This is a genomic window from Staphylococcus caeli (genome assembly GCF_900097965.1).
Classification (GTDB): Bacteria; Bacillota; Bacilli; order Staphylococcales; family Staphylococcaceae; genus Staphylococcus; species Staphylococcus caeli.
Genome location: NZ_FMPG01000002.1, coordinates 189321 through 211073, shown reverse-complemented (window position 1 = coordinate 211073; position 21753 = coordinate 189321). Strand labels below are relative to the sequence as shown.

The 21753-nt window shown below is 34.8% G+C and carries 21 protein-coding genes and 1 riboswitch; of the genes, 19 read left to right on the top strand and 2 right to left on the bottom strand.

The features are described 5' to 3' along the window. The first annotated feature begins 61 nt into the window (after positions 1–61). The 6 genes from BJS11_RS03915 (at position 62) to BJS11_RS03890 (ending at position 5802) form a co-directional block, all read left to right on the top strand. On the top strand, positions 62–2002 hold the full coding sequence (locus tag BJS11_RS03915; protein WP_069994634.1) for a BglG family transcription antiterminator: 1941 nt from the start codon (positions 62–64) through the stop codon (positions 2000–2002). A 17-nt stretch (positions 2003–2019) separates the two neighbouring features. Beyond that, positions 2020–2460, top strand: coding sequence for a PTS sugar transporter subunit IIA (locus tag BJS11_RS03910; protein WP_069994632.1), 441 nt, complete (start codon positions 2020–2022; stop codon positions 2458–2460). 5 nt (positions 2461–2465) lie between these two features. Further along, positions 2466–2750: a PTS sugar transporter subunit IIB gene (locus BJS11_RS03905; protein ID WP_069994630.1), complete on the top strand. Its 285-nt coding sequence runs from the start codon at positions 2466–2468 to the stop codon at positions 2748–2750. 23 nt (positions 2751–2773) lie between these two features. Next, positions 2774–4132, top strand: coding sequence for a PTS ascorbate transporter subunit IIC (gene ulaA, locus BJS11_RS03900; RefSeq protein ID WP_069994628.1), 1359 nt, complete (start codon positions 2774–2776; stop codon positions 4130–4132). A gap of 299 nt (positions 4133–4431) precedes the next feature. Then, positions 4432–5007, top strand: a complete 576-nt coding sequence (locus tag BJS11_RS03895) for a LysE family translocator (RefSeq protein ID WP_069994626.1) — start codon at positions 4432–4434, stop codon at positions 5005–5007. Positions 5008–5025: 18 nt separating this feature from the next. Further along, the gene (locus tag BJS11_RS03890; RefSeq protein ID WP_069994624.1) at positions 5026–5802 is read left to right on the top strand and encodes an AraC family transcriptional regulator; all 777 of its coding nucleotides are present in this window, start codon (positions 5026–5028) and stop codon (positions 5800–5802) included. Positions 5803–5888: 86 nt separating this feature from the next. Here BJS11_RS03890 and panE read toward each other — a convergent pair whose 3' ends face one another. Next, positions 5889–6806 carry a 2-dehydropantoate 2-reductase gene (panE, locus tag BJS11_RS03885; RefSeq protein ID WP_069994623.1) on the bottom strand — a complete coding sequence of 306 codons (918 nt, stop codon included), beginning with the start codon at positions 6804–6806 and terminating at the stop codon, positions 5889–5891. 189 nt (positions 6807–6995) lie between these two features. Here panE and BJS11_RS03880 point away from each other — a divergent pair, with 189 nt between their 5' ends. From BJS11_RS03880 to BJS11_RS03840, 9 genes are all read left to right on the top strand, one after another. Beyond that, entirely contained in the window at positions 6996–7751 is a 756-nt protein-coding gene (locus BJS11_RS03880; protein WP_069994622.1) for a CPBP family intramembrane glutamic endopeptidase, read from the top strand. A 203-nt stretch (positions 7752–7954) separates the two neighbouring features. After that, positions 7955–8060: riboswitch (SAM riboswitch) on the top strand. 84 nt (positions 8061–8144) lie between these two features. Then, positions 8145–8963 carry a MetQ/NlpA family ABC transporter substrate-binding protein gene (locus BJS11_RS03875; protein ID WP_069994620.1) on the top strand — a complete coding sequence of 273 codons (819 nt, stop codon included), beginning with the start codon at positions 8145–8147 and terminating at the stop codon, positions 8961–8963. A 39-nt stretch (positions 8964–9002) separates the two neighbouring features. Next, positions 9003–9935, top strand: a complete 933-nt coding sequence (locus BJS11_RS03870) for a lactate/malate family dehydrogenase (RefSeq protein WP_069994619.1) — start codon at positions 9003–9005, stop codon at positions 9933–9935. Positions 9936–10113: 178 nt separating this feature from the next. After that, complete coding sequence (locus BJS11_RS03865) at positions 10114–11982, top strand: BglG family transcription antiterminator (RefSeq protein ID WP_069994618.1); 1869 nt, start codon at positions 10114–10116, stop codon at positions 11980–11982. A gap of 79 nt (positions 11983–12061) precedes the next feature. Continuing rightward, positions 12062–14038 (top strand): fructose-specific PTS transporter subunit EIIC, encoded by a 1977-nt coding sequence (locus BJS11_RS03860; protein WP_069994617.1) that lies wholly within the window; start codon positions 12062–12064, stop codon positions 14036–14038. Between the two features lie 17 nt (positions 14039–14055). After that, positions 14056–14991, top strand: coding sequence for a mannose-6-phosphate isomerase, class I (manA, locus tag BJS11_RS03855; RefSeq protein ID WP_069994616.1), 936 nt, complete (start codon positions 14056–14058; stop codon positions 14989–14991). 101 nt (positions 14992–15092) lie between these two features. Then, complete coding sequence (locus BJS11_RS03850; RefSeq protein WP_069994615.1) at positions 15093–15989, top strand: ROK family protein; 897 nt, start codon at positions 15093–15095, stop codon at positions 15987–15989. Positions 15990–16234: 245 nt separating this feature from the next. Beyond that, positions 16235–17128: a PLP-dependent cysteine synthase family protein gene (locus BJS11_RS03845; protein ID WP_069994614.1), complete on the top strand. Its 894-nt coding sequence runs from the start codon at positions 16235–16237 to the stop codon at positions 17126–17128. Between the two features lie 6 nt (positions 17129–17134). Then, positions 17135–18280: a bifunctional cystathionine gamma-lyase/homocysteine desulfhydrase gene (locus tag BJS11_RS03840; protein WP_069994613.1), complete on the top strand. Its 1146-nt coding sequence runs from the start codon at positions 17135–17137 to the stop codon at positions 18278–18280. A gap of 130 nt (positions 18281–18410) precedes the next feature. On the opposite strand, the gene BJS11_RS03835 is transcribed toward BJS11_RS03840, so the two are convergent. Further along, positions 18411–18881 carry a thioesterase family protein gene (locus BJS11_RS03835; RefSeq protein WP_069994612.1) on the bottom strand — a complete coding sequence of 157 codons (471 nt, stop codon included), beginning with the start codon at positions 18879–18881 and terminating at the stop codon, positions 18411–18413. A gap of 183 nt (positions 18882–19064) precedes the next feature. Between BJS11_RS03835 and BJS11_RS03830 the strand changes: the two genes are divergently transcribed. The 4 genes from BJS11_RS03830 (at position 19065) to arsC (ending at position 21519) form a co-directional block, all read left to right on the top strand. Next, positions 19065–19271 carry a hypothetical protein gene (locus tag BJS11_RS03830; RefSeq protein ID WP_069994611.1) on the top strand — a complete coding sequence of 69 codons (207 nt, stop codon included), beginning with the start codon at positions 19065–19067 and terminating at the stop codon, positions 19269–19271. A 227-nt stretch (positions 19272–19498) separates the two neighbouring features. Next, positions 19499–19816 carry an ArsR/SmtB family transcription factor gene (locus BJS11_RS03825; protein ID WP_069994610.1) on the top strand — a complete coding sequence of 106 codons (318 nt, stop codon included), beginning with the start codon at positions 19499–19501 and terminating at the stop codon, positions 19814–19816. Continuing rightward, positions 19813–21105: an arsenite efflux transporter membrane subunit ArsB gene (arsB, locus tag BJS11_RS03820; RefSeq protein WP_167351807.1), complete on the top strand. Its 1293-nt coding sequence runs from the start codon at positions 19813–19815 to the stop codon at positions 21103–21105. The genes BJS11_RS03825 and arsB overlap by 4 nt, the downstream gene beginning before the upstream one ends. A 15-nt stretch (positions 21106–21120) precedes the next feature. Further along, positions 21121–21519, top strand: coding sequence for an arsenate reductase (thioredoxin) (gene arsC / locus BJS11_RS03815; protein ID WP_069994608.1), 399 nt, complete (start codon positions 21121–21123; stop codon positions 21517–21519). The last annotated feature ends 234 nt before the right edge of the window (positions 21520–21753 follow it).

The window sequence follows — 21753 nt, the reverse complement described above, 5'->3', positions numbered from 1 at the left end:
AGATTACACATCCACCACTTATAGAAAGCGGTTACAATTAAAACGTGAGGAGGTTGCTCATATGTTAAGTAGACGTCAGTTTCATATCGTAACGTACTTGAATGAACGTGCAACTTTTATACAGATTCATCATTTAGCAACACATTTCAATGTTTCTGAAAGAACGATTCAATATGATCTTGAATATATTGAAGACATGGCGCATACATTGAATTTAGAGATTGAGAGAAATAAACATGATGGCATCAAAATTACTTCTGCTACCGATCAGTTCCAACAATATGAACCCAAGAAATTTACGAATACTGTTCATTATTCAAAGAAAGAGCGTATTTTATATATCACCTTAAAACTTTTTGAAACCAAAACACCAACTTCTTCACAAACTTTGGCAACAATGGTTTCTGTTACAAGGAGAACGATTGTTGAAGATTTGAAAACAGTACAACAGTGGCTATCGCAACATGATTTAATGCTTGAGTATAAGAAAAATAAAGGGTTTGTTATAGAAGGCTCAGAACACGCTTATCGTAAAGGTTATGCAGACATGGTGCATGAATACTTTCAAATACACACGCATCAAATAGGGCATCATATGTTTTCAACTTATGAATTAGAGCAGATTCGATTATGCGTCACGACTGCATTGAAAAATGCAAATTATCAATTCGTACAAAGTGCGATTGATGGATTGATTTATCATATTATGATAGCAATTCACAGGGTGAATGAGTCATTTGTATTTGAAATACCGAAGAAAGAATATGAAAAACTGCAATCCACTGAACAGTTTGAGATTGCACTTCAAATTAAAAAAACTTTGGAAACAATATTTCAACTGCATTTTCCTAAAAGTGAAGCGGCATTTATAACACTGCATTTACTAGGCGCAAAAACATCAGAGATCACCCAACAAGATGAAGAGATGGATGATTTGGAGATTTTAGTAGCACAGTTAATTGAGAGAATGAGTGGGACACTGGGATTAGACTTAATGTCCGATACGAAATTGCATACGGGTTTAATCGTACATTTAAGACCTGCACTTCATAGATTAAAGTTTGATATGACACATGATAATCCTTTGAAATTAGAAATTATTAAACAATATAGTCAGTTGATAACAGCGCTAGAGCATCATTTATGGGGCATTGAAGAAAATTATCAAATTCACTTTAATGAAGATGAACTAACGTATATTGTTTTACATTTTGCATCGGCTATTGAACGTATTTCAACAAAAAATGCACCGAAAATAAAAGTTGTGTTGTTATGTGGCTCAGGTATCGGTACATCTCAGTTACTTAAAAGTAGAATTCGGCATATTTATCCAGAATTAGATATTGTAGATGCGTATTCAATATATGAAATAGATGAAAAGGTTTTAAAACATGAAGGTGTCGATTACATCATATCTACCGTCCCGTTTCAACAAACGACAGTACCAGTCATTAATGTTACACCATTTTTAAACCAAGAAGATCGGAAACAATTAAACAAAATAGTCAATCTTTCGAGGGAAAAATACGTGAATGAAGTTCGTGGAACGGGACCAACATTAGCCCAAGTATTACCCGAATCAAGGTTATTAACACAGCAAGTTGCCCACAATAGAGATGATGCAATTAAACGAAGTGTCTCATTACTTGTTAATGAGGGTGTTGTAGATGAGGCGTATACAACCGCGATTATTCAACAATTGGAAGCGTTCGGCCCATATATGGTGATTAGCCCACATATTGCCCTCATACATGCAAATCATGACTATGTTAAGCAATCGGTCGGTTTTAGCTTAATTCATTTTAAAGATGGCATACATTTTTCGCATGAGACATACGATCCTGTGAAGGTGATTATTACATTAGCAACAAAACAACCTCAAATTCATTTAAATGCATTACGTCAATTGAGCGAATTAATCATGGATAGTGAAGCGAGAGATAAAATGCTTTCTGGCGATAAGAATGGCATGATGATGGAAATTAAAAATATAAGTCAGTAATTAGGAGGCGGAGATAGATGAGTTTGGAGACGCTGTCAGCAGATAAAGTTCAAGTAGTTGATCAAGTAGATGACTGGGAACAAGCAATTAATCTGGCTGCCCAACCATTGTTAAAGCAAGACTATTTTGAACAAAGCTATATAAAGGCCATGATTGATAGTGTGAAACAATTAGGTCCATATATTGTAATTGCACCAGAGATTGCAATTGCGCATGCAAGGCCAAATGATGATGTAAAACAAGTTGGCTTAAGTTTATTGAAGCTCAATCATCATATTAACTTTTCTGAAAATGATCATTACGCATCACTTATTTTTGTACTCAGTGCAATTGATAATGAAGCACATTTAGCTATATTAAGAAATCTAGCGGCAATTTTAGGAAACCAAGAGACAGTAAATAAATTATTAACAGCACAAACTGCTGAAGAAATTATAAATATAATACAAGGAGAATGATAATTATGAAAATATTAGTTGTATGTGGTCACGGTTTAGGCAGTAGTTTTATGGTTGAAATGAATGCACAAGAAGCTTTGAAAAATTTAAATGCACCATCTGATATTAAAGTAGAACATAGTGACGTAATGAGCGCGAGTCCAGACATGGCTGATTTATTCATTTGTGGTAGAGATTTAGAAGAAAACACGAAGAACTTAGGCGATGTGATTGTTTTAGATAATATTTTAGATAAAGAAGAATTACAGAACAAACTTAATAAAAAATTGAGCGAGTTAAATATTTTATAAAATGTGTATAAGGAGGGCGTCATATGAAACCCATACTAGATTTTATTGTTGATATTTTAAGTCAACCTGCTATATTAGTGGCTTTAATTGCATTGATTGGTTTAATTATGCAGAAAAAATCTGCGACAGATATTACATCAGGCACCATCAAAACAATTCTAGGCTTTTTAGTATTAAGTGCAGGGGCAAATGTTGTTACACAATCTTTAGAGCCCTTTGGAAAGATATTTCAACACGCTTTTGGTGTGCAAGGTGTCGTTCCTAATAACGAAGCGATTATTTCAATTGCACTAGAACAGTACGGCACAACAGCTGCACTGATTATGGTGTTCGGAATGATTGTTAATATTATAGTTGCGCGTATTACGAATTTAAAATATATATTTCTAACAGGACATCATACGTTTTATATGGCAGCATTTTTAGCTATATTATTATCAGTTGGTCATATTACAGGCACGATGACAGTGATTATCGGTGCTATTATTCTAGGTTTGATAATGGCGATTTTACCGGCGTTGGCTCATCCAACGATGCAGAAAATTACAGGAAATAACCAAGTAGCGTTGGGGCATTTCGGAACGATAAGTTACTGGGCTGCGGGAGAAATAGGAAAGTTATTTAATGGGAAATCTAAATCAACAGAAGCAATTAATTTTCCAAAAGGTCTCAGTTTTTTAAGAGAAAGTACAATTAGTATTTCATTAACGATGACTTTATTATATTTTGTAGCGGCATTATTTGCCGGTCCTCATTATGTACATACGGAAATCAGTAATGGGCAGAACTTTATTGTATTTTCACTTATTCAAGGTGTGACGTTTGCAGCAGGTGTGTTTATAATTTTGACTGGTGTACGTTTAATTTTAGCGGAAATCGTTCCCGCATTTAAAGGTATCTCAGAAAAATTGGTCCCAAATACGAAACCAGCCTTAGACTGTCCGATTGTCTTTCCTTATGCACAAAATGCAGTGCTCATAGGCTTTTTCGTAAGCTTTATCGTGGGTGTGATTGGCATGTTTGTTTTATTCTTATTTGGCGGAGTAGTTATACTTCCAGGTGTAGTTGCGCACTTCTTCCTTGGTGCTACTGCAGGAGTCTTTGGTAATGCACGTGGTGGTATAAAAGGTGCAGTAGCAGGGTCTGCACTAAATGGTCTGTTGATTACGTTTTTACCGTTACTCTTCTTACCGTTTTTAGGAGATTTAGGTGGAGCAGCTACAACATTCTCAGATACTGACTTTTTAGTTGTAGGTATTGTCTTTGGTAATGTAGCAAAATTCCTTGGATTGATAGGTATTGTTGTATTAGTCATTGTGCTTGCGGTTGTGGCAATCATGCTACAAAAACGTTCAGATGACAAACAAGCTAAAGAATCATAATAGGATACAAGTATGTGTGATATGAATTTGTTGATTACGTAAATAGTTACCCTAATTCGTAAATCAAATTACTTTATTATAATGACAAACTCTATACATTAATTTGTATAGGGTTTTTTAAAGTTTTAATGACTTTCCGCTAAATTATAGACTGAATCAGATCCAACGCATGAAAATTAAACTTATTAAAATCGTCTTATGTAATAGTACAACAGAATTACTGCAATAATGTACTATATGGTTATTCCAGTTATCAATATAATAGTATGAATAAACAAAGATGAACGAGGTGCGTCATAATGAATGTAGTATCTTTTTTAATTTATACTTTTTTGGTAACTGTTACTCCAGGACCAACGAATATAGATATTTTAAATACGATTAAAAATAAAGGGTTTAAGGGTGGTGTCCAGTATACCTATGGGGCAATCACTGCATTTACTGTATTACTTATCATTTCTACAATACTGAATACATTTTTTGCTGTTATCATGCCAAGTTTATTATTCGTTATGAAAGTAATAGGTAGTGTATATATGCTATATCTCATCTATACACTTTTCAAAAAACATAGTGATAAACCGGAACATAGTAATATCGGAACTTTTAAGTCAGGATTTAACTTGCAGTTTTTAAATCCTAAAGTAATCACTTTTACAATGACGATTATTCCAACCTTTGTATTGATGGGACACCCGTCTATACCAATTGTTGTCATTTATGTTATGGTTATTTCAATCATTGCATTGTTTTCGTTTAGTATATGGATTGTTTTTGGCACAATGTTAAAATCATTTTTACAAAATCATGAACTACTCGTAAATGTTACAATGTCACTATTCTTATTATATGCTGCTGTAATGGTATGGCTTTAATATTGAGGGCGTGGGCAGATGAACGAATTTAAATTTAAAAATGCTATCGGTATAACGGCATTAAGTGCAAAAATGGATGATTTTACTTATAAAAAACATGCACATCAAGAATATAGCATTGGTGTAACGTTAAAAGGTATACAAGGGTATCATTTGAAAGGCGAGAAGCGGCAGTCTTTTCAAAATGGTGTGATGTTTTTTAATCCTGAAGAGAACCATGATGGGATGTCTAATGGTGAAGAGGGATTAGAATATGCGATGCTCTATATTAAGCCAGAGCAATTGCTAGAAGCGACAAACTTAAAGCATATCGTTCAATTCCAAGACCCAATTATTTATAATGGAAAAATTGCACATCATGTCTTGCAGTTAGCTCATTCTATTTTTAAAGAATCTTCTGAAGCCGTTTGTTATGAACAATTTCAAAATCTGGTCGATAGTTTAAAAATTGATACATACTATGAGAAATCGAATGTAGATCATGTGAAGTTAAGATTGGCGAAAGATATTATTAAAAGCAGTGTCACTGATACATTTAAATTAGAATATATTTGCAAAGAACTTCAATTATCAAAATTTCAATTTATAAGATTTTTTAAAAGTCAGACAGGTATTACGCCTTATCAGTATTATATTAATTACAAGACAGAAGTTGCGAAACAAATCATAGAACGTACGAAAGATGTCTACTTAGCAGTCACTGAATGTGGATTCGTTGATTTAGCACACTTAAATAAAGTGTTTAAATATCGATATGGTGTGACAGCATATCAATATATGTCCAAACTTAAGTAAGCCATGCCTATATTAGAAAAGAGCACAAATCGCTTTGTTATGCATTTTAAGCGAGTGTGCTCTTTTTATTTTTCACTATATGAACATTACTTCAACATTTCTTTATATACTTTGTGATGCTGGTAAACACAACGAAGTAATGGGGCATCCAATTGATACTGTTCAGCTAAATCTAATAAGTAGCCTTGTAAATGATCAGTTTCAATATTTAAGCCTTTCTCCATATCACGTTGCATCGAAGTTTTGAAATGATAAGATAACTGTTCGAATGAAGTCATATATTGTTCGACAATATCGCCTCCTAATGGTGCATCATGTGCATGCATGATTGCTGCCGTCTCATCATAGAGGTCACGGACAAATTTAGTGCCACCATCGCTATCTCTTATAGGTCCGATAGGTGCGTGCATCAGTGTTGTGATGCTTGATAATACGGTGATCATGAGATATTTTTGCCACATTCCCTGTTCGATTTGATTCGATAATTTAAAGGAGGCTTTTGTACCTGAAAATGCATTGGCAATTGATTTAGCACGTGCACTTTCACTACCATCTAATTCACCGAAAATCAATTTGTCAAATGGACTTGTTTGAACAACGTCGCCTTGGCTATCTAATGTCGTTTCAATTACACAGTATCCACCCATAATGTGTGATTTGCCAAATTCAGACTGTAATTTTGGTATATGTGCAACACCATTTAATAGTGGGATGATAACCGTATTTTCATTTACGAAAGGTTTTAAATCTTCGATGGCTTGATCTAAATGATAGGCTTTAGAAGAAAGTAGAATAACATCGAAGGGTTCAACGCGTGCTTCTTTGGTGATTAATTGTGGCTCAAGTTGATAATCACCTTGTTTGCTGTGGATCGTTAATCCATTTTGCTCTAAATAAGCTTTACGCTTAGGTCTAACTAAAAAGGTGACATCTTGACCATTTTCAGCTAAACGACCACCAAAATAACCACCGATACCACCTGCACCTAATACTAAAATACGCAATAACAACATCTCCTTATACATGATGTGAATTTGATTTATTTATGTATTTATACCACATCGCAGTGTTAGATACGCATATAAATTTAAAATTTGTATACATCGCTGACAAGCAATCACTTTTATTATGTTTTAAGCAATGCTATTTGTGCAAAGTAATAGTAAACCGTTGGATATGTGAGGAGGAACCATATGGCATTTAGAAATGAGCATCAATATCGATGGAAAGATATCAATGGTAGGGATTTTTTCTTACCTGTGATTTATTTTGTGAGCAATCTTGTACTTTCAATTTTGTTTATGGCAATCATGTTCACTATTGATGAAGTACAAGGCCAAGGATCGGATAGTTTTAATGTAGTTTTATCAGATGTTACAACAGTCACTCTGGAAATAGTAGGATTTCTGACTATATTTGGATTTTGGATGTTGTTTCACAGTAAAAACTTTAAGCAGAAGTTGTATCAAGGGTTTCATAATATAAAGCGTCATTGGAAACTCATAGGTGTCACTTTTATTATCATGATTGTATTCAATGCAATTTATCCGTATCTCGTCGATACATTTGCACCTGAGCAATGGAAGTTTGAACAAACACAGAATGATAAGTTGATTGAAAGTATGTATCAATCGCCATTAGCTATTGCATTGTCATTCTTTACGATTGTGATTATTGCACCAGTTACAGAAGAATTCTTGTTTAGGTACTTGCTTATTGGCGAATTAGGAAAGAAATTCAATTTTATTGTTATGTCTGTTGTCTCAGTGCTTGTGTTTGCATCGTTGCATGTGACTTCAGCAAAGTCACCACTGGAAATCGTGATGTATATCATTATTGCAGTGGGCATTGTTTATGTTTATTTGAAAACGCAACGCAGTCTTGCTACAGCGATTGCTTTGCATGCAATGAATAATTTGTTTGCATATATAATGACAATTATTACATAACTAATCGTTGTACTTTATTCAATTAAGTAGTAGTTGACTGAATTTAAAATTAAACGATACAAGTAGGCTGAGACATTAAGCAGTGTCTCGGTCTTTATGATTACTTGTAAAACTACAGTTGCATTATTTGGAATTTTCTAAAAATTCATTGACTAAATGTGAGCATAATGCTAGGATATAATCATTACAATTACATAAATATACTCTTATCAAGAGAGGTGGAGGGACGTGCCCGATGAAACCCAGCAACCGTCGTTGAACGAAATGGTGCTAATTCACAAAAAGTTATTGAACTTTTGGAGATGAGAGAAGGTGTGAACTTTCTCTTAAATTATTAAGAGGAAGTTTTTTTACATAGTAATAGTTCTAAAAAGATGAAGGAGCGAGTATAAAATGAAGAAATTGATTACATTAGGTTCATTATTAGTATTAACGATTATCCTAGCAGCATGTGGTAATTCTGGTGGTAAAGGTGATGACAAGAAAATCACGGTTGCAGCTTCACCGGCGCCACATGGCGAAGTGTTGAAACATGCGAAGGAAGAAATGAAAAAGAAAGGGTACGACCTAGAAGTTAAGACGGTGAATGATTATAAAGTGCCGAATAAATTGTTAGATAAAGGGGACGTTGATGCGAACTTTTTCCAACATACACCATATTTAAAAGCTGAAAAATCTGACCATAAATATAATATTGAAGAAGTAGGTAAAGTATTTACAACGCCAATGGGTGTTTATAGTAAGAAATATAAAAAGATAGAAGATATACCTAAAGGATCGACAATTTATGTTTCAAATAATCCTGCTGAAGAAGGTCGCTTCTTATCATTTTTTGTAGATAAAGGTTTAATAAAAATTAAGAAAGGAGTCAGCATCGAAGACGCAAAATTTGAAGATATCGTTGAAAACAAAAAAGACTTGAAATTTAACAATAAACAAGGTGCCGAGTTCTTACCTAAAACGTATGAAAGTAAAGAAGGCGCGGCAGTTATTATGAATTCTAATTACGCGTTGGATAATGGTCTAACGCCGCATAAAGATGCAATTATCAGTGAAACAGAATCATCGCCATTTGCTAATATATTAGCTGTGCAAAAAGGCCATAAAGACGACAAAAAATATCAAGAACTGATTAAAGTATTACAATCAGAAGATATGAAACAATTTATTAAAAAGAAATATGGTAAAGACGTGATTCCATACGAAAAATAAGATGAATGTAAACCGATGTTTCAAGAAGGAGATGAATTTATGTCAAAACTAGGCATTATAGGTTTAGGCAAAGTGGGTACACAAGTACTAACGGATGTACAACAATTGAATTTATTCTCAGAAATAATACTAATTGATGATAGAGAAAATGTGGCAAGTGGAGAAGCGTTGGACCATAGTCATGCACAAGGTTTAACCAACACAGCACACATCAAAATTCGAAGCGGTGTGTACAAAGATTTAGCAGATGCTGATTTTATCGTTATCGCCGCGAGTGAACCGACGGATATCAATAATGGTGACCGTACATTATTAGCTCGAGGCAATTATTCAATCATAAAAAATGTGATGACTCAAATTGCGGCAGTTACACAAAATGCGTGTATTATTTTAATTTCAAATCCAGTTGATTCAATGGTATATATTGCTAATGAAGTTGCGTATCCATCCAATAAAATTATTGGGACTGGAACAGCATTAGAGACATCAAGGTTGAAAACGATTATTGCCAACCATTATCAAGTTGATCCTAAAAATGTTGAAGCGTTTGTCATTGGAGAGCATGGTACGCACGCAGTACCAGTGTGGAGTAAGGTGCGTATTCATGGGATGGATTTAGGTGAATTTGAAGCATTGAGTAACAGTCCTAAATTAGATAAAGCGCATATAACGTCGATCATCAATCAAGTGTCGATGGATGTTTTTTATCAAAAAGGATGGACGAATGCAGCGATATCTCGGGTGACAATACAACTGATACAATCAATGGCACTCAATCAACGCACGATTGTGCCACTAACATCAGTGAGTTCGGAATACGGTCTGAAGGATGGCGCTTATAGTTTGCCTACATTGGTAGATGAAGCGGGAATTGTGCAGAGATATGCGATTACGTTAGATGAACAAGAACGTCAGCAACTTCAAGAGGCTTACACTTATATTAAGCAAACGATACACACGGCACGCAGTTAATTTAAATATTAGTGGGCACCCATCCATGAGCATTATGCTTTTGTATGGGTGCTTTTTGTTTTGTCACTGGATCGAACGATTGTCGTTCGTTATCTTCTTGCTAATCTCATTGCGACTGGCTACAATGAATTTAAATATAAGATGCAATTTTAACTGAAATGAAGGGTGCGAGGTAATAATGTTAGAAAGACATGCAAAAATGATTCAATTATTACTTAATAAGCGCAATCAGTATATAAACGCAGACGAAATTTCAATGGATTTAAATATTTCGAATCGAACGGTGAGAAATGATATTAAGTTTATCAATAGTGAGGTTTTAACAGCTCTCATTATTAGTGTTAAAGGTCGAGGTTACAAACTAAACCTTGATGAATATAATGCGACTCAAATAGTTGATGTACTTTCTGATTATAAGAATAAAGAGAATGAAATACTTATCAAATTGGCATATCAATTATTAATGTACGAACAACCTATCACAATTGAGCAATTAGCAAATACATATCACTTAACTAAAGCAGAAATTAATGACTTGTTAAATAAAATAAGTTCATGGAGCCTCTCTTTTAATGTGACAATCAAAGTTACGAAGCGCAAAGGCATTACGGTTAGTGGTAGTGAAATGAATATTAGAAATGCCATTTTACATTTAAACCAACTATCTGAAAATATTCAAAATGTTGATACGCTTATTTTGAATGAATTACCCAAAGCACATATTAATAAAATGACAAAAATTATAGAAGAAACACTGAAAACATATCATATTCACACCTCGAGAATTAGAATTAAGCAATTACTCATTCATCTCATTATTATTTTTAAAAGGTCACATGATGAAGATGGACAATCATGGGTGATTGATGATACTGCATATGAGATTGCACAGCAATGTGTTACACAAATTAATCAAGTCTTGGGTTATAACTTAACTAAAGAAACAGCAAAACTGTTGTCATTTTTCATTAGTTACTATTTCAATCAATATGATTTGGGCTTGGAAAAAATATTTGTTAAAAGTTATATTGAACGCATGATTTACCAAATGGAAAAAATCGTTGGTATTGCCTTCTCGACAGATCCAATGCTCCAAGAAAATCTTTTTGAGCACTTTAGTCGTACATATTTAAGAATTGCTAAAGATGTCTATATCAATAATCCTTTAACCGATGATATTAAAAAGCATTATCCATTTGTGTTCAACGCGCTATATGAAACGGTCACTTATCTGTCGAAAGACTCAGATATACATTTGGTTGAAGATGAAATTGCTTTTCTAGCCTTACATTTTCAATCTTCTATAGACAGAAATGAAAAAGAAATATTTAATATCGTGATTACCTGTTACTATGGTGTAGGTATTTCTAGTTTATTGGAAGCGAAAATTGCAAATTTAGATGACCGTATTTCGATTGTAGCTACGCTGAAATTTGAGCAAGTTGAGCAATATGATTTTACAAATGTGGACGCTCTTGTAACGACGCATGCAATGGAAACGGACCAATTGCCAGCCCATGTTACATTAATTGAAGTATCGCCGTTATTCTCAGAGGAGGATGGCAAAAAGGTTTTGACATTGATGCATCATAAACAAAATCCACTTATTCAACAAGATGAACTGGCTAATATTCAGTTTGATATCGTTGTGGGCAAACAGGATTCGTTAAATGCATCATTTGTGTTTGAGCAGGCGCAAGAGATATTTGATAGAAATCACTCAGTTATGACTGGCTATATTCAGAGTGCATTAGAGCGAGAGCGTTTTTCATCAACTTATATCGGCAATGCTATCAGTATTCCTCATGGTAATCCGGAAAGGGTCTTGAAATCACATATCATTATTTTTAAAAATCAACAAGGATATACATGGAAACAAAATAAAGCGAAAATCATATTTTTCTTAGCCATTGCAGAACGTGATATATCTACAATGAAGAAAATGATGCAAAGGATTGCTAACATTACTGAATCAGATGTACAAACGTTATTACGTTATGATGAGCAGCGATTTAAAACACATATAATGAAACTCATTAAAGCATAATTGCCACTAACAACGGCAATTATGTTTTTTATTTTCCGTTTGAATGCGCTTACAATAAGAGTGAGGGAGGATGATCAATATGAAAATTTTAGCGATTACGTCGTGTCCAAATGGGATTGCACACACGTATATGGCTCAAGAGAAACTTGAGCAAGCTGCACAAGAAATGGGTGTCGATATTAAAGTTGAAACACAGGGTGGTGTTGGAGCAGAAAATGTATTAACAGCTAAAGAGATTGAAGCGGCTGATGGTATTATTATTGCTGCTGATCGCCAAGTGGATTTATCTCGATTCGATGGTAAATTGTTAATCAATGAAAGTGTGCGTGAAGGAATCCATCAACCAAAGGTATTAATTCAACGTATCATTGACAAAGACGCACGTATTTATCACGACGAAAGTGGTGCATCACAGTCTAATCAAGGGAATGATGATGCTAAAAGTGGTGTACAAATGTTCTATCAACATTTGATGAATGGTGTATCTTTTATGGTGCCATTTATTGTTGTAGGTGGATTGCTCATGGCTATTGCATTGACGCTTGGTGGAGAAGCAACATCTAAAGGATTAGTAATTCCTGATAATTCTTTTTGGAAATCGATTGAAAGCATCGGTGGTTTGGCATTTAGTTTCATGGTGCCTATTTTAGCAGGTTACATTGCGGTAAGTATTGCAGATAAACCAGGGCTCGTACCAGGTATGATTGGTGGTGCGATTGCAGCTGATGGAAGTTTTTATGGTAGTGATGCAGGTGCAGGATTCCTAGGTGGTATAGTTGCCGGTTTTATCGCAGGTTATATTGCAAAATGGATTAAAAATATTAAAGTACCGAAAGCTATGGCACCGATTATGCCAATTATTATCATTCCTATTATTTCATCTATTATTGTAGGATTGATCTTTATTTTCCTTATTGGTGCACCGATTGCTAGTATTTTTGAAGCATTAACAACTTGGCTAAAAGGTATGCAAGGTACTAATATTGTTATCTTAGCATTGATTATTGGTGCTATGATTGCATTTGATATGGGTGGACCTGTAAATAAAGTTGCGTTTTTATTTGGTTCAGCATTAATTGCAGAAGGAAACTATGCTGTTATGGGAATGGTAGCTGTAGCAGTATGTACGCCGCCTATTGGATTAGGTTTAGCAACGTTTATCAACAAACGTAAATTCAATCAAGGTGAAGTAGAAATGGGTAAAGCATCATTTACGATGGGATTATTTGGTATTACAGAAGGTGCGATTCCATTTGCCGCACAGGATCCATTACGTATTATTCCAGCGAATATGATTGGAGCGATGGTTGCTGCAGTAATCGCAGCTATTGGTGGCGTCGGAGATAGAGTTGCACACGGTGGTCCAATTGTAGCAGTATTAGGTGGTATTGATCAGATTGTTTGGTTCTTTATCGCTGTGATTGTAGGTAGTCTTGTAACAATGAGTTTGGTGTTAATTTTAAGAAAAAATTCACCTACATTAACTGTAGATTCATCTGAAATTGCGACAGGTATGAATGACAATCAAGTTGTTGAACCAGAACATGCGGACGCGAAAGGCAATCAACCACAACATCATGACACGACGACAGCACATTCAAATGAAGTAACAGCAACAGATGTGTTTAATGAAGAAGTGATTAAAATTATGGATACAAAAATAACGAGAGATGAAGCGATTGATCAATTAGTCGATCAATTGGCACAACAACAATATATTACGGATAAGCAGTTATTGAAAGGTGAGGTATTGAAACGAGAAGCACAATCTACTACGGCAATAGGGATGAATGTTGCAATTCCACATGCAAAATCCGAAGCGGTGAAACAACCAATTGTGGCTGTAATGAACAATAAACATGGTGTCAACTGGGATAGTTTAGATGGCACATTACCACAAATTGTCTTTCTCATTGCAGTACCAAGTGATAGTAGTGACACGCATTTGAAACTATTACAACGTCTATCACGTGCATTGATGGATGATGAGATACGCCAAAGTTTAATCGATGCAACACATAAAGAAGCAATATACGCTATACTAAAAGAAATATAAGATGGAGGGACAAACTGATGCCATTATTTTTACAACCAGTATTTCAAGAACGTATTTGGGGTGGCCGTGCACTTGAAGCGTTTCACTATGATATTCCCAATGACCATACTGGAGAATGTTGGGGCATTTCCGCACATCCAAATGGACCGAATACGATTATAAATGGTGTACATCAAGGGGAAACATTAGAAACAGTCTGGAATACAGACCGAGCGTTGTTTGGTAATCCAAAAGAAGAAAAGTTTCCATTATTGACTAAAATTTTGGATGCAAATGATAAATTATCTGTACAAGTTCATCCTGATAATGCATATGCGCAAGCGCACGAAGGTGAATTTGGTAAAACTGAGTGTTGGTACATTTTAGATGCGAAGGAAGATGCAGAAATTATTTATGGTGTGAATGCAACGGATCAACAAACATTAAATGAAATGATTGATCATGAGCAATTTGATGCATTGTTTAAAACAGTGAAAGTTCAAGCAGGTGACTTTTTCTATGTGCCTGCTGGAACGGTGCATGCTATTGGTGAAGGCATATTGATATTAGAGACTCAGCAGTCATCGGATACGACATATCGTATATATGATTATAATCGTAAAGATGCCAATGGAAACCAACGTGTATTACATTTAGAAGAAAGTAAAGCAGTCATTGATTTAACATCGGGTTCACCGAACACAACGCCTGTTCATAAAGAGATACAAGGACAACAGTTCACGCAATTTGTGTCTAATTCATTTTTCACAGTTGAACGTTGGGTGATTGATGGTCAATTAACATATGAAAAGCCACAAGCGTATTGCTTAGTCTCTGTTGTTGAAGGTAGTGGTAGTGTTACGACAGGTAAAGGCACCTATGAAATAAAGAAAGGATCGCACTTTATTTTAACAACGGAAGATCAAGATGTTACATTTGAGGGCAACATGACATTGATCACGAGTTATGTATAAATATTATCGCAGAGAATTGCATTGTTTTTAGACAAAATGCTTTGCTCTGCGTCTTTTTTTGTTCATACTAAAACTAATATTTAAGACGGAGTTGATGAAGGATGTTGAAAATATGTGTGGATATTGGTGGAACTAAGACTATCGTAGGTTTAATTAGTCAGGATTTAGAAGTTGTCGCTTATCAAAAATTTACGACATATAGCGATAATCCTGAAAAAGAGTTTGCTGAAATTGTACGTGTGGCGCAGGAATATGTGCAACAGTATGATGATGTTGCAACCACAACACTGAATATTGCAATGCCTGGACCATGCGATTATTCGAAGGGGATATTTATAAATCTACCTAATTTACAACAATATAATGGGTTTCATGCCGGAGATTATATCACTGAACATAGTGGCTTCCAACCTTATTTTGTTAATGATACTAATGCGGCGATACTTGCAGAATATCGTCATCTGCAAACACCAGTTGAAGATTTAATTTATTTAACAATCAGTACAGGTGTCGGAATGGCATACGTTAGAAATGGCAAATTAGTAGCGGGCAGTGAAGGGAATTTTGGAGAAATTGGACATACGATACTAAAAAGCGATAGTGCATATCAATGTCCGGTATGTAAACAGTATGGCTGTGTGGAAAATGAAATTTCCGGTGTAGCAATAAGTCGAAAAGCAAGTGAAATTTTACAGAAACCGGTGAGTACCCAAGAAGCCATAGCAATGTATAACAATGATAGCAATGCGACTATAACTGAAATGATTGAAGAAGTATTGTTATTAACACAACAGTTATGCACAAATTTGTTTAGCATATTTAATTGTCATAATATCGTGCTAGGCGGTGGTGTTATACAAAGTACATTGCCTTATAAAGCACGTATTGAAGGCTATGCTGCAACACATCAATTAATCCAAACACAACCATTTAAAGTGAAAATAAGTGAATTAGAGTCGAATGTTTTAACAGGTTTATATGATATAGATACACAATGATTCTTAATAAAGATTATACAAATCACAGACTAATAAAGGGATTTGTATCAGAAGCAGGCTGGAACAGTTGTTTTGTTTCAGTCTTTTTGTTTGCTTAGACAGTTAAAATTTAAGAATTTGTTTAGATGACACGGAAGCATCAGATTGAGTTATGAAAAATATTATTTGCAAATTCGAGCGAAAGAATATATAATTCTTATCGGTATAGTAAGGAATGGAAAAATGGGCTAGCTCGGAGGAAAACAATGATTTCGTTTGATTTAATAGGAAACACACCACTTGTACTGTTACAGTCATTTAGTAATAAAGACGTGCAGATATATGCAAAGTTAGAACAGTTTAATCCAGGTGGAAGTGTGAAGGATAGGTTAGGGAAACACTTGATTGAAATGGCTATAAAAGAAAATAAAATTCAACAAGGTGATACGGTTGTAGAAGCTTCGGCTGGTAATACAGGGATTGGCATAGCGTTAGCAGCAAATCACTATGATATACAGGCAGTTATTTTTGCACCCGAAGGTTTTGCAGAAGAAAAGATAGCAATCATTAAAGCTTTAGGTGCAAAGGTAATCCGAACTGAACAAACATTGGGTATGACTGGTGCTCAAGTAGCTGCACAAGCTTATGAACAAAGTACGGGGGCCTTTTACTTAAATCAATTTGATTCTAAACATAATCCTGATGCTTACCAATCAACATTAGGCAAGGAAATTACAGATCAGTTAGACAATGTCGATTATTTTGTCAGTGGCGTTGGTTCAGGAGGCACTTTTACAGGTGTAGCTAAACATTTAACAGCACATCAAGTTGAGAGTGTTATTGTAGAACCTGAAGGCTCTATATTAAGTGGTGGCCAGCCTCATGCACATGATATTGAAGGGATTGGTTCTGAAAAGTGGCCTGATTTTCTGTCAAAATCATTAGTTGCTGATATCATCAAGGTCAGTGACGAAGATGCTTTCAATAATGTGAAACGCATTGCACGACAAGAAGGTTTGCTTGTTGGAAGTTCGTCAGGTGCAGCACTACAAGGCGCATTAGAGATTAAAAAGCATATTAAACAAGGTATCATCGTTACTATTTTTCCAGATGGTAGTGATCGATACATGTCTAAACAAATTTTAAATTATAAGGAGTAAATCATTATGAATAAAAAAACACAACTTATCCACGGTGGTATGACAACAGATCCATATACAGGTGCAGTAACTACACCAATTTATCAAACGAGTACATACTTACAAGATGGCATTGGAGACATGAGACAAGGTTATGAATATTCACGTTCAGCGAATCCAACTCGTAGCGCTTTAGAAGGGTTGATTGCAGATTTAGAACAAGGTACACACGGCTTTGCATTTGGCTCAGGTATGGCTGCAATTTCTGCGGTTATGATGTTACTAGATAAAGGTGATCATTTACTCATTAACTCAGATGTTTATGGCGGTACTTATAGAGCATTGACGAAAGTATTTAATCGCTTTGGTATCGAAGCGGATTTCATAGATACAACTCATATCGATACAGTTGAACAATACATTAAACCAGAAACTAAAATGTTATATATAGAAACGCCGTCAAATCCATTATTACGTGTAACAGATATTAAGAAATCAGCTGAAATTGCACAGAAACATAATCTAATATCCGTTGTTGATAATACATTCATGACACCATATTTCCAAAACCCATTAGCATTGGGTATAGATCTTGTCTTACATTCTGCGACGAAATATTTAGGCGGTCACAGTGATGTAGTAGCTGGATTAGTAGCGACAAAAGATGTAGATTTAGCAGAGCGTATTGGATTTATCCAAAATTCAACGGGTGGTGTGCTTGGACCACAAGATAGTTACTTACTCATTCGTGGTATGAAAACATTAGGCCTACGTATGGATCAAGTTCAACGTAATACATTAGCGATAATTGACATGTTGCAACAACATCAAGCTGTCAAACAAGTCTTCCATCCAAGTATGTCTGAACACCTTAATCACGATATACATCAAGCGCAAGCTGAAGGACATACAGGTGTCGTTGCATTTGAAGTTGCAGATATTGAAAGTGCGAAACAAGTCATCAGTAAACTACAATATTTCACATTAGCAGAAAGCTTAGGTGCTGTAGAAAGTTTAGTATCGGTACCAGCATTAATGACACATGCATCAATTCCTAAAGATATTCGTCAAAAAGAAGGTATTGCAGATGGACTCATCCGTTTATCAGTAGGTATTGAAGGAACAGAAGATTTAGTAGCAGATTTAACGCAAGCATTAGATACATTAAATTAATTGAATAAAATGACTAGCAACATATAAAAAATAACCCGGGAAATATGATAAACAAACCTAAGACAGATATTAAATATTTGTTTTAGGAACTAATATCATATACTCGGGCTATCTTTATGTCTGAAAGTCATTATTTTTGAGGAATGCCAATGACATGACCTAATTGTTTAGGTGTTTCAAATAGTTGTTGTTGATCAAAATATGCTTTGATTTTTGCTTGAATAGGCTCAGGGAAATTCATACTCTTACGTTGTTGATTACTGACGCCCATCATCATGACTTCGTATGTCGCATTGTGCTCATCCTGGTTGTTATACATATTTAAAAATAAATGAACTCTTTTAGCGTCATAATTGTATATATGTACTTTTATATAAAAAGCTTCATCTAGTATCAATTCTTTTAAAAATGAAATGTGTGCTTCTATGGTAAACATCGTGACTTCTTGGCTTTGGCGATATTCTCTTGAAAAACCAAGAGAAGCAAAAAAGCCAGCAACAGCATCACTGAATACAGCATAGTATTGCGCATCATGCATATGATTATTATTATCTATCCAAGTTGGTTGTACAGTATTTTGATAAATGTATTCCTCTGTCACACGATCACTCCTATGTAAAGATTCATTAACCGGTACTATTGTATCAATGTTAGCAAAGGAGTGTTACCATTTTGATTGGATAAGTATAAAAATATGCGTCTTTCTTTAAAATGACACACTGTTAAGATAGTATGGAACATAGTTTTGAAATAAGTTATTTGGACTTTATAAAGGAGTGAACCTATGTTATTCATCGCTATAGTCCTATTTGTAATTGCTATTGTCTTACTTATTTATTCTATTACATTATTAATGGGCAAAGATGGCACGCTATTTCACTTGTTTTCAAAAGAAGAGAAATCACTGAGTAGTGTTCAAAAATTAATTATTTATATCATTACAATTGTTTTATTTGTTGTCAGTCTCGTTTGGTTACTTAATATGATTTAATAATCTAAGAAAAAGTAAAAAGTCTCACTGCTTAACTCATTAAGTTAGTGAGACTTATGCATGAGCTTTAGCTCAGTTAAACTTATCAATATTAGTCATCCTTTCCGGTGGTGGGACTACGAAATCTTAATTAGAAAAATTGATTTCTGTTCCACTCCTTTTTGTATAAAGTACATAGACAGTTATCTATATTGATGTTAGTCTATGTTGTGTCTAGGAGGTTTGTTATGTCTTATCAAGCATTGGCAACATTATTAAAAGTTTTATCTGATCCAAGTAGGTTAGAAATATTAGATTTAATTTCATGTGGTGAATTATGTGCGTGTGATTTATTAGCGCATTTTCAATTTTCGCAACCAACACTAAGCCATCATATGAAGGCCTTAGTAGATTGTGATTTGGTTCTAACGCGTAAAGAAGGAAACAAACATATGTATCAACTCAACCATGAGACATTTGATTTGGTTAACGAAAATCTTAAAACGATGAATACGGCCAATCAGCGATGTATATGTAATAACCTGAAGTCAGGAGCGTGTTCATAATGACAATATTAGCAATTACAATCTTCTTGTTAACATTACTCTTTGTCATATGGCAACCAAAAGGGTTAGATATTGGCGTTACAGCATTCATTGGTGCCATTATTGCCATCATCACTGGCGTGGTTTCCTTTGCTGATGTCATAGAAGTTACAGGCATTGTATGGAATGTCACACTCACGTTTGTAGCCGTAATACTGATTTCGCTAATATTAGATGAAATTGGTTTCTTTGAATGGTCAGCCAGACACATGGTGAGCGCATCCAAAGGTAATGGATTGAAAATGTTTATTTTTATTATGCTTTTAGGTTCGGTAGTAGCAGCATTTTTCGCAAATGATGGTGCCGCATTAATACTAACGCCGATAGTTCTGGCAATGGTCAGAAATTTAGGATTTAATCAAAAAGTGATTTTCCCATTTATTATTGCCAGTGGTTTTATTGCCGATACAACATCATTGCCATTAATTGTAAGTAATTTAGTCAATATTGTATCAGCGGATTACTTTGATATTGGATTTGTAGAATATTTGAGTCGTATGTTCATACCAAATATATTCTCACTGATAGCAAGTATTGTTGTATTATGGCTATATTTTAGAAATTCTATTCCTAAAACATTTGATACCAATGATATTGCATCGCCCAAAAGTGCCATAAAGGATGAAAAACTCTTTAAACTTTCTTGGATTGTCTTAGGTATATTACTTATTGGTTATCTTATTAGTGAATTTATCCAAATCCCAGTATCTATCATTGCTGGACTAGTTGCACTCATTTTTGTCGTATTAGCACGCAAATCACCTGCAGTACATACGAAACAAGTGATTAAAGGCGCACCTTGGAATATTGTTGTATTTTCAATTGGTATGTATTTAGTTGTATTTGGATTGAAAAATGTAGGTATTACTTCCGTTTTAGCAGATTTACTATCACATATTTCAAATTATGGCTTATTTAGTAGTGTGTTAGGTATGGGCTTTATGGCTGCAATTTTATCATCTATCATGAATAATATGCCTACAGTGTTAATTGATGCGATAGCGATAGGTCAATCACACGCTGTTGGGAGCATTAAAGAAGGTATGATATATGCGAACGTGATAGGCTCAGATTTAGGTCCTAAGATTACACCGATAGGTTCATTGGCTACATTACTCTGGTTACATGTCCTAGCTCAAAAAGGTGTGAAAATATCATGGGGTACTTATTTTAAAACAGGTATCATTATCACGATTCCAGTGTTATTATTCACATTGATTGGATTATACCTAACCCTTATAATTTTTTAAAAAGAGAGGTTTATCATGGATAAAAAAGTGATTTATTTTATATGTACAGGCAATGCTTGTCGCAGTCAAATGGCTGAAGGATGGGGTAAAGTTATACTTGGAGATGATTGGCAAGTCTATTCTGCAGGTATCGAAGCGCACGGTGTGAATCCGAAAGCAATAGAAGCAATGAAAGAAGTAGATATTGATATCACGGGTCAGACATCCGATATCATTGATAGTGAGTTATTAAAGCAATCTGATCTAGTTGTAACATTGTGCAGTAATGCAGATGAACATTGTCCAACTTTACCGTCAAATGTGCAAAAAGTGCATTGGGGGTTCGATGATCCAGCAGGGAAACCATGGTCAGAATTTCAACGCGTGAGAGACGAAATCAAACATGCTATTGAAGTGTTTAATGAACAACAATAACTTTTGAGATGCTTAAAAAGCATTTACTTTAGGATTTACTCTAAAGCGATTAATTATTTTATATGAAGGTGTTTGTTTTTGGAGAGCCACATCATTCTAAGGTGATATGAAGTTGTACTACGATTTTGTAACGAGCTGACGCCTAGGGGAATAGTATGAGTGAGAGGCTACAGGCTTGAACCATCCCCCCCAGGCAATCATGCACGGTCAAAAGCGTAAGATTTTAAATATAAA

What these genes read in the sequence shown, in the direction of transcription:
- manA (WP_069994616.1), top strand. Translation starts at nt 14,056, where the DNA reads ATGCCATTATTTTTACAACCAGTATTTCAAGAACGTATTTGGGGTGGC.
- BJS11_RS03890 (WP_069994624.1), top strand. Translation starts at nt 5,026, where the DNA reads ATGAACGAATTTAAATTTAAAAATGCTATCGGTATAACGGCATTAAGT.
- BJS11_RS03830 (WP_069994611.1), top strand. Translation starts at nt 19,065, where the DNA reads ATGTTATTCATCGCTATAGTCCTATTTGTAATTGCTATTGTCTTACTT.
- BJS11_RS03865 (WP_069994618.1), top strand. Translation starts at nt 10,114, where the DNA reads ATGTTAGAAAGACATGCAAAAATGATTCAATTATTACTTAATAAGCGC.
- BJS11_RS03850 (WP_069994615.1), top strand. Translation starts at nt 15,093, where the DNA reads ATGTTGAAAATATGTGTGGATATTGGTGGAACTAAGACTATCGTAGGT.
- BJS11_RS03840 (WP_069994613.1), top strand. Translation starts at nt 17,135, where the DNA reads ATGAATAAAAAAACACAACTTATCCACGGTGGTATGACAACAGATCCA.
- BJS11_RS03915 (WP_069994634.1), top strand. Translation starts at nt 62, where the DNA reads ATGTTAAGTAGACGTCAGTTTCATATCGTAACGTACTTGAATGAACGT.
- arsC (WP_069994608.1), top strand. Translation starts at nt 21,121, where the DNA reads ATGGATAAAAAAGTGATTTATTTTATATGTACAGGCAATGCTTGTCGC.
- BJS11_RS03860 (WP_069994617.1), top strand. Translation starts at nt 12,062, where the DNA reads ATGAAAATTTTAGCGATTACGTCGTGTCCAAATGGGATTGCACACACG.
- BJS11_RS03880 (WP_069994622.1), top strand. Translation starts at nt 6,996, where the DNA reads ATGGCATTTAGAAATGAGCATCAATATCGATGGAAAGATATCAATGGT.
- BJS11_RS03825 (WP_069994610.1), top strand. Translation starts at nt 19,499, where the DNA reads ATGTCTTATCAAGCATTGGCAACATTATTAAAAGTTTTATCTGATCCA.
- BJS11_RS03910 (WP_069994632.1), top strand. Translation starts at nt 2,020, where the DNA reads ATGAGTTTGGAGACGCTGTCAGCAGATAAAGTTCAAGTAGTTGATCAA.
- BJS11_RS03845 (WP_069994614.1), top strand. Translation starts at nt 16,235, where the DNA reads ATGATTTCGTTTGATTTAATAGGAAACACACCACTTGTACTGTTACAG.
- BJS11_RS03870 (WP_069994619.1), top strand. Translation starts at nt 9,003, where the DNA reads ATGTCAAAACTAGGCATTATAGGTTTAGGCAAAGTGGGTACACAAGTA.
- ulaA (WP_069994628.1), top strand. Translation starts at nt 2,774, where the DNA reads ATGAAACCCATACTAGATTTTATTGTTGATATTTTAAGTCAACCTGCT.
- BJS11_RS03895 (WP_069994626.1), top strand. Translation starts at nt 4,432, where the DNA reads ATGAATGTAGTATCTTTTTTAATTTATACTTTTTTGGTAACTGTTACT.
- BJS11_RS03905 (WP_069994630.1), top strand. Translation starts at nt 2,466, where the DNA reads ATGAAAATATTAGTTGTATGTGGTCACGGTTTAGGCAGTAGTTTTATG.
- BJS11_RS03875 (WP_069994620.1), top strand. Translation starts at nt 8,145, where the DNA reads ATGAAGAAATTGATTACATTAGGTTCATTATTAGTATTAACGATTATC.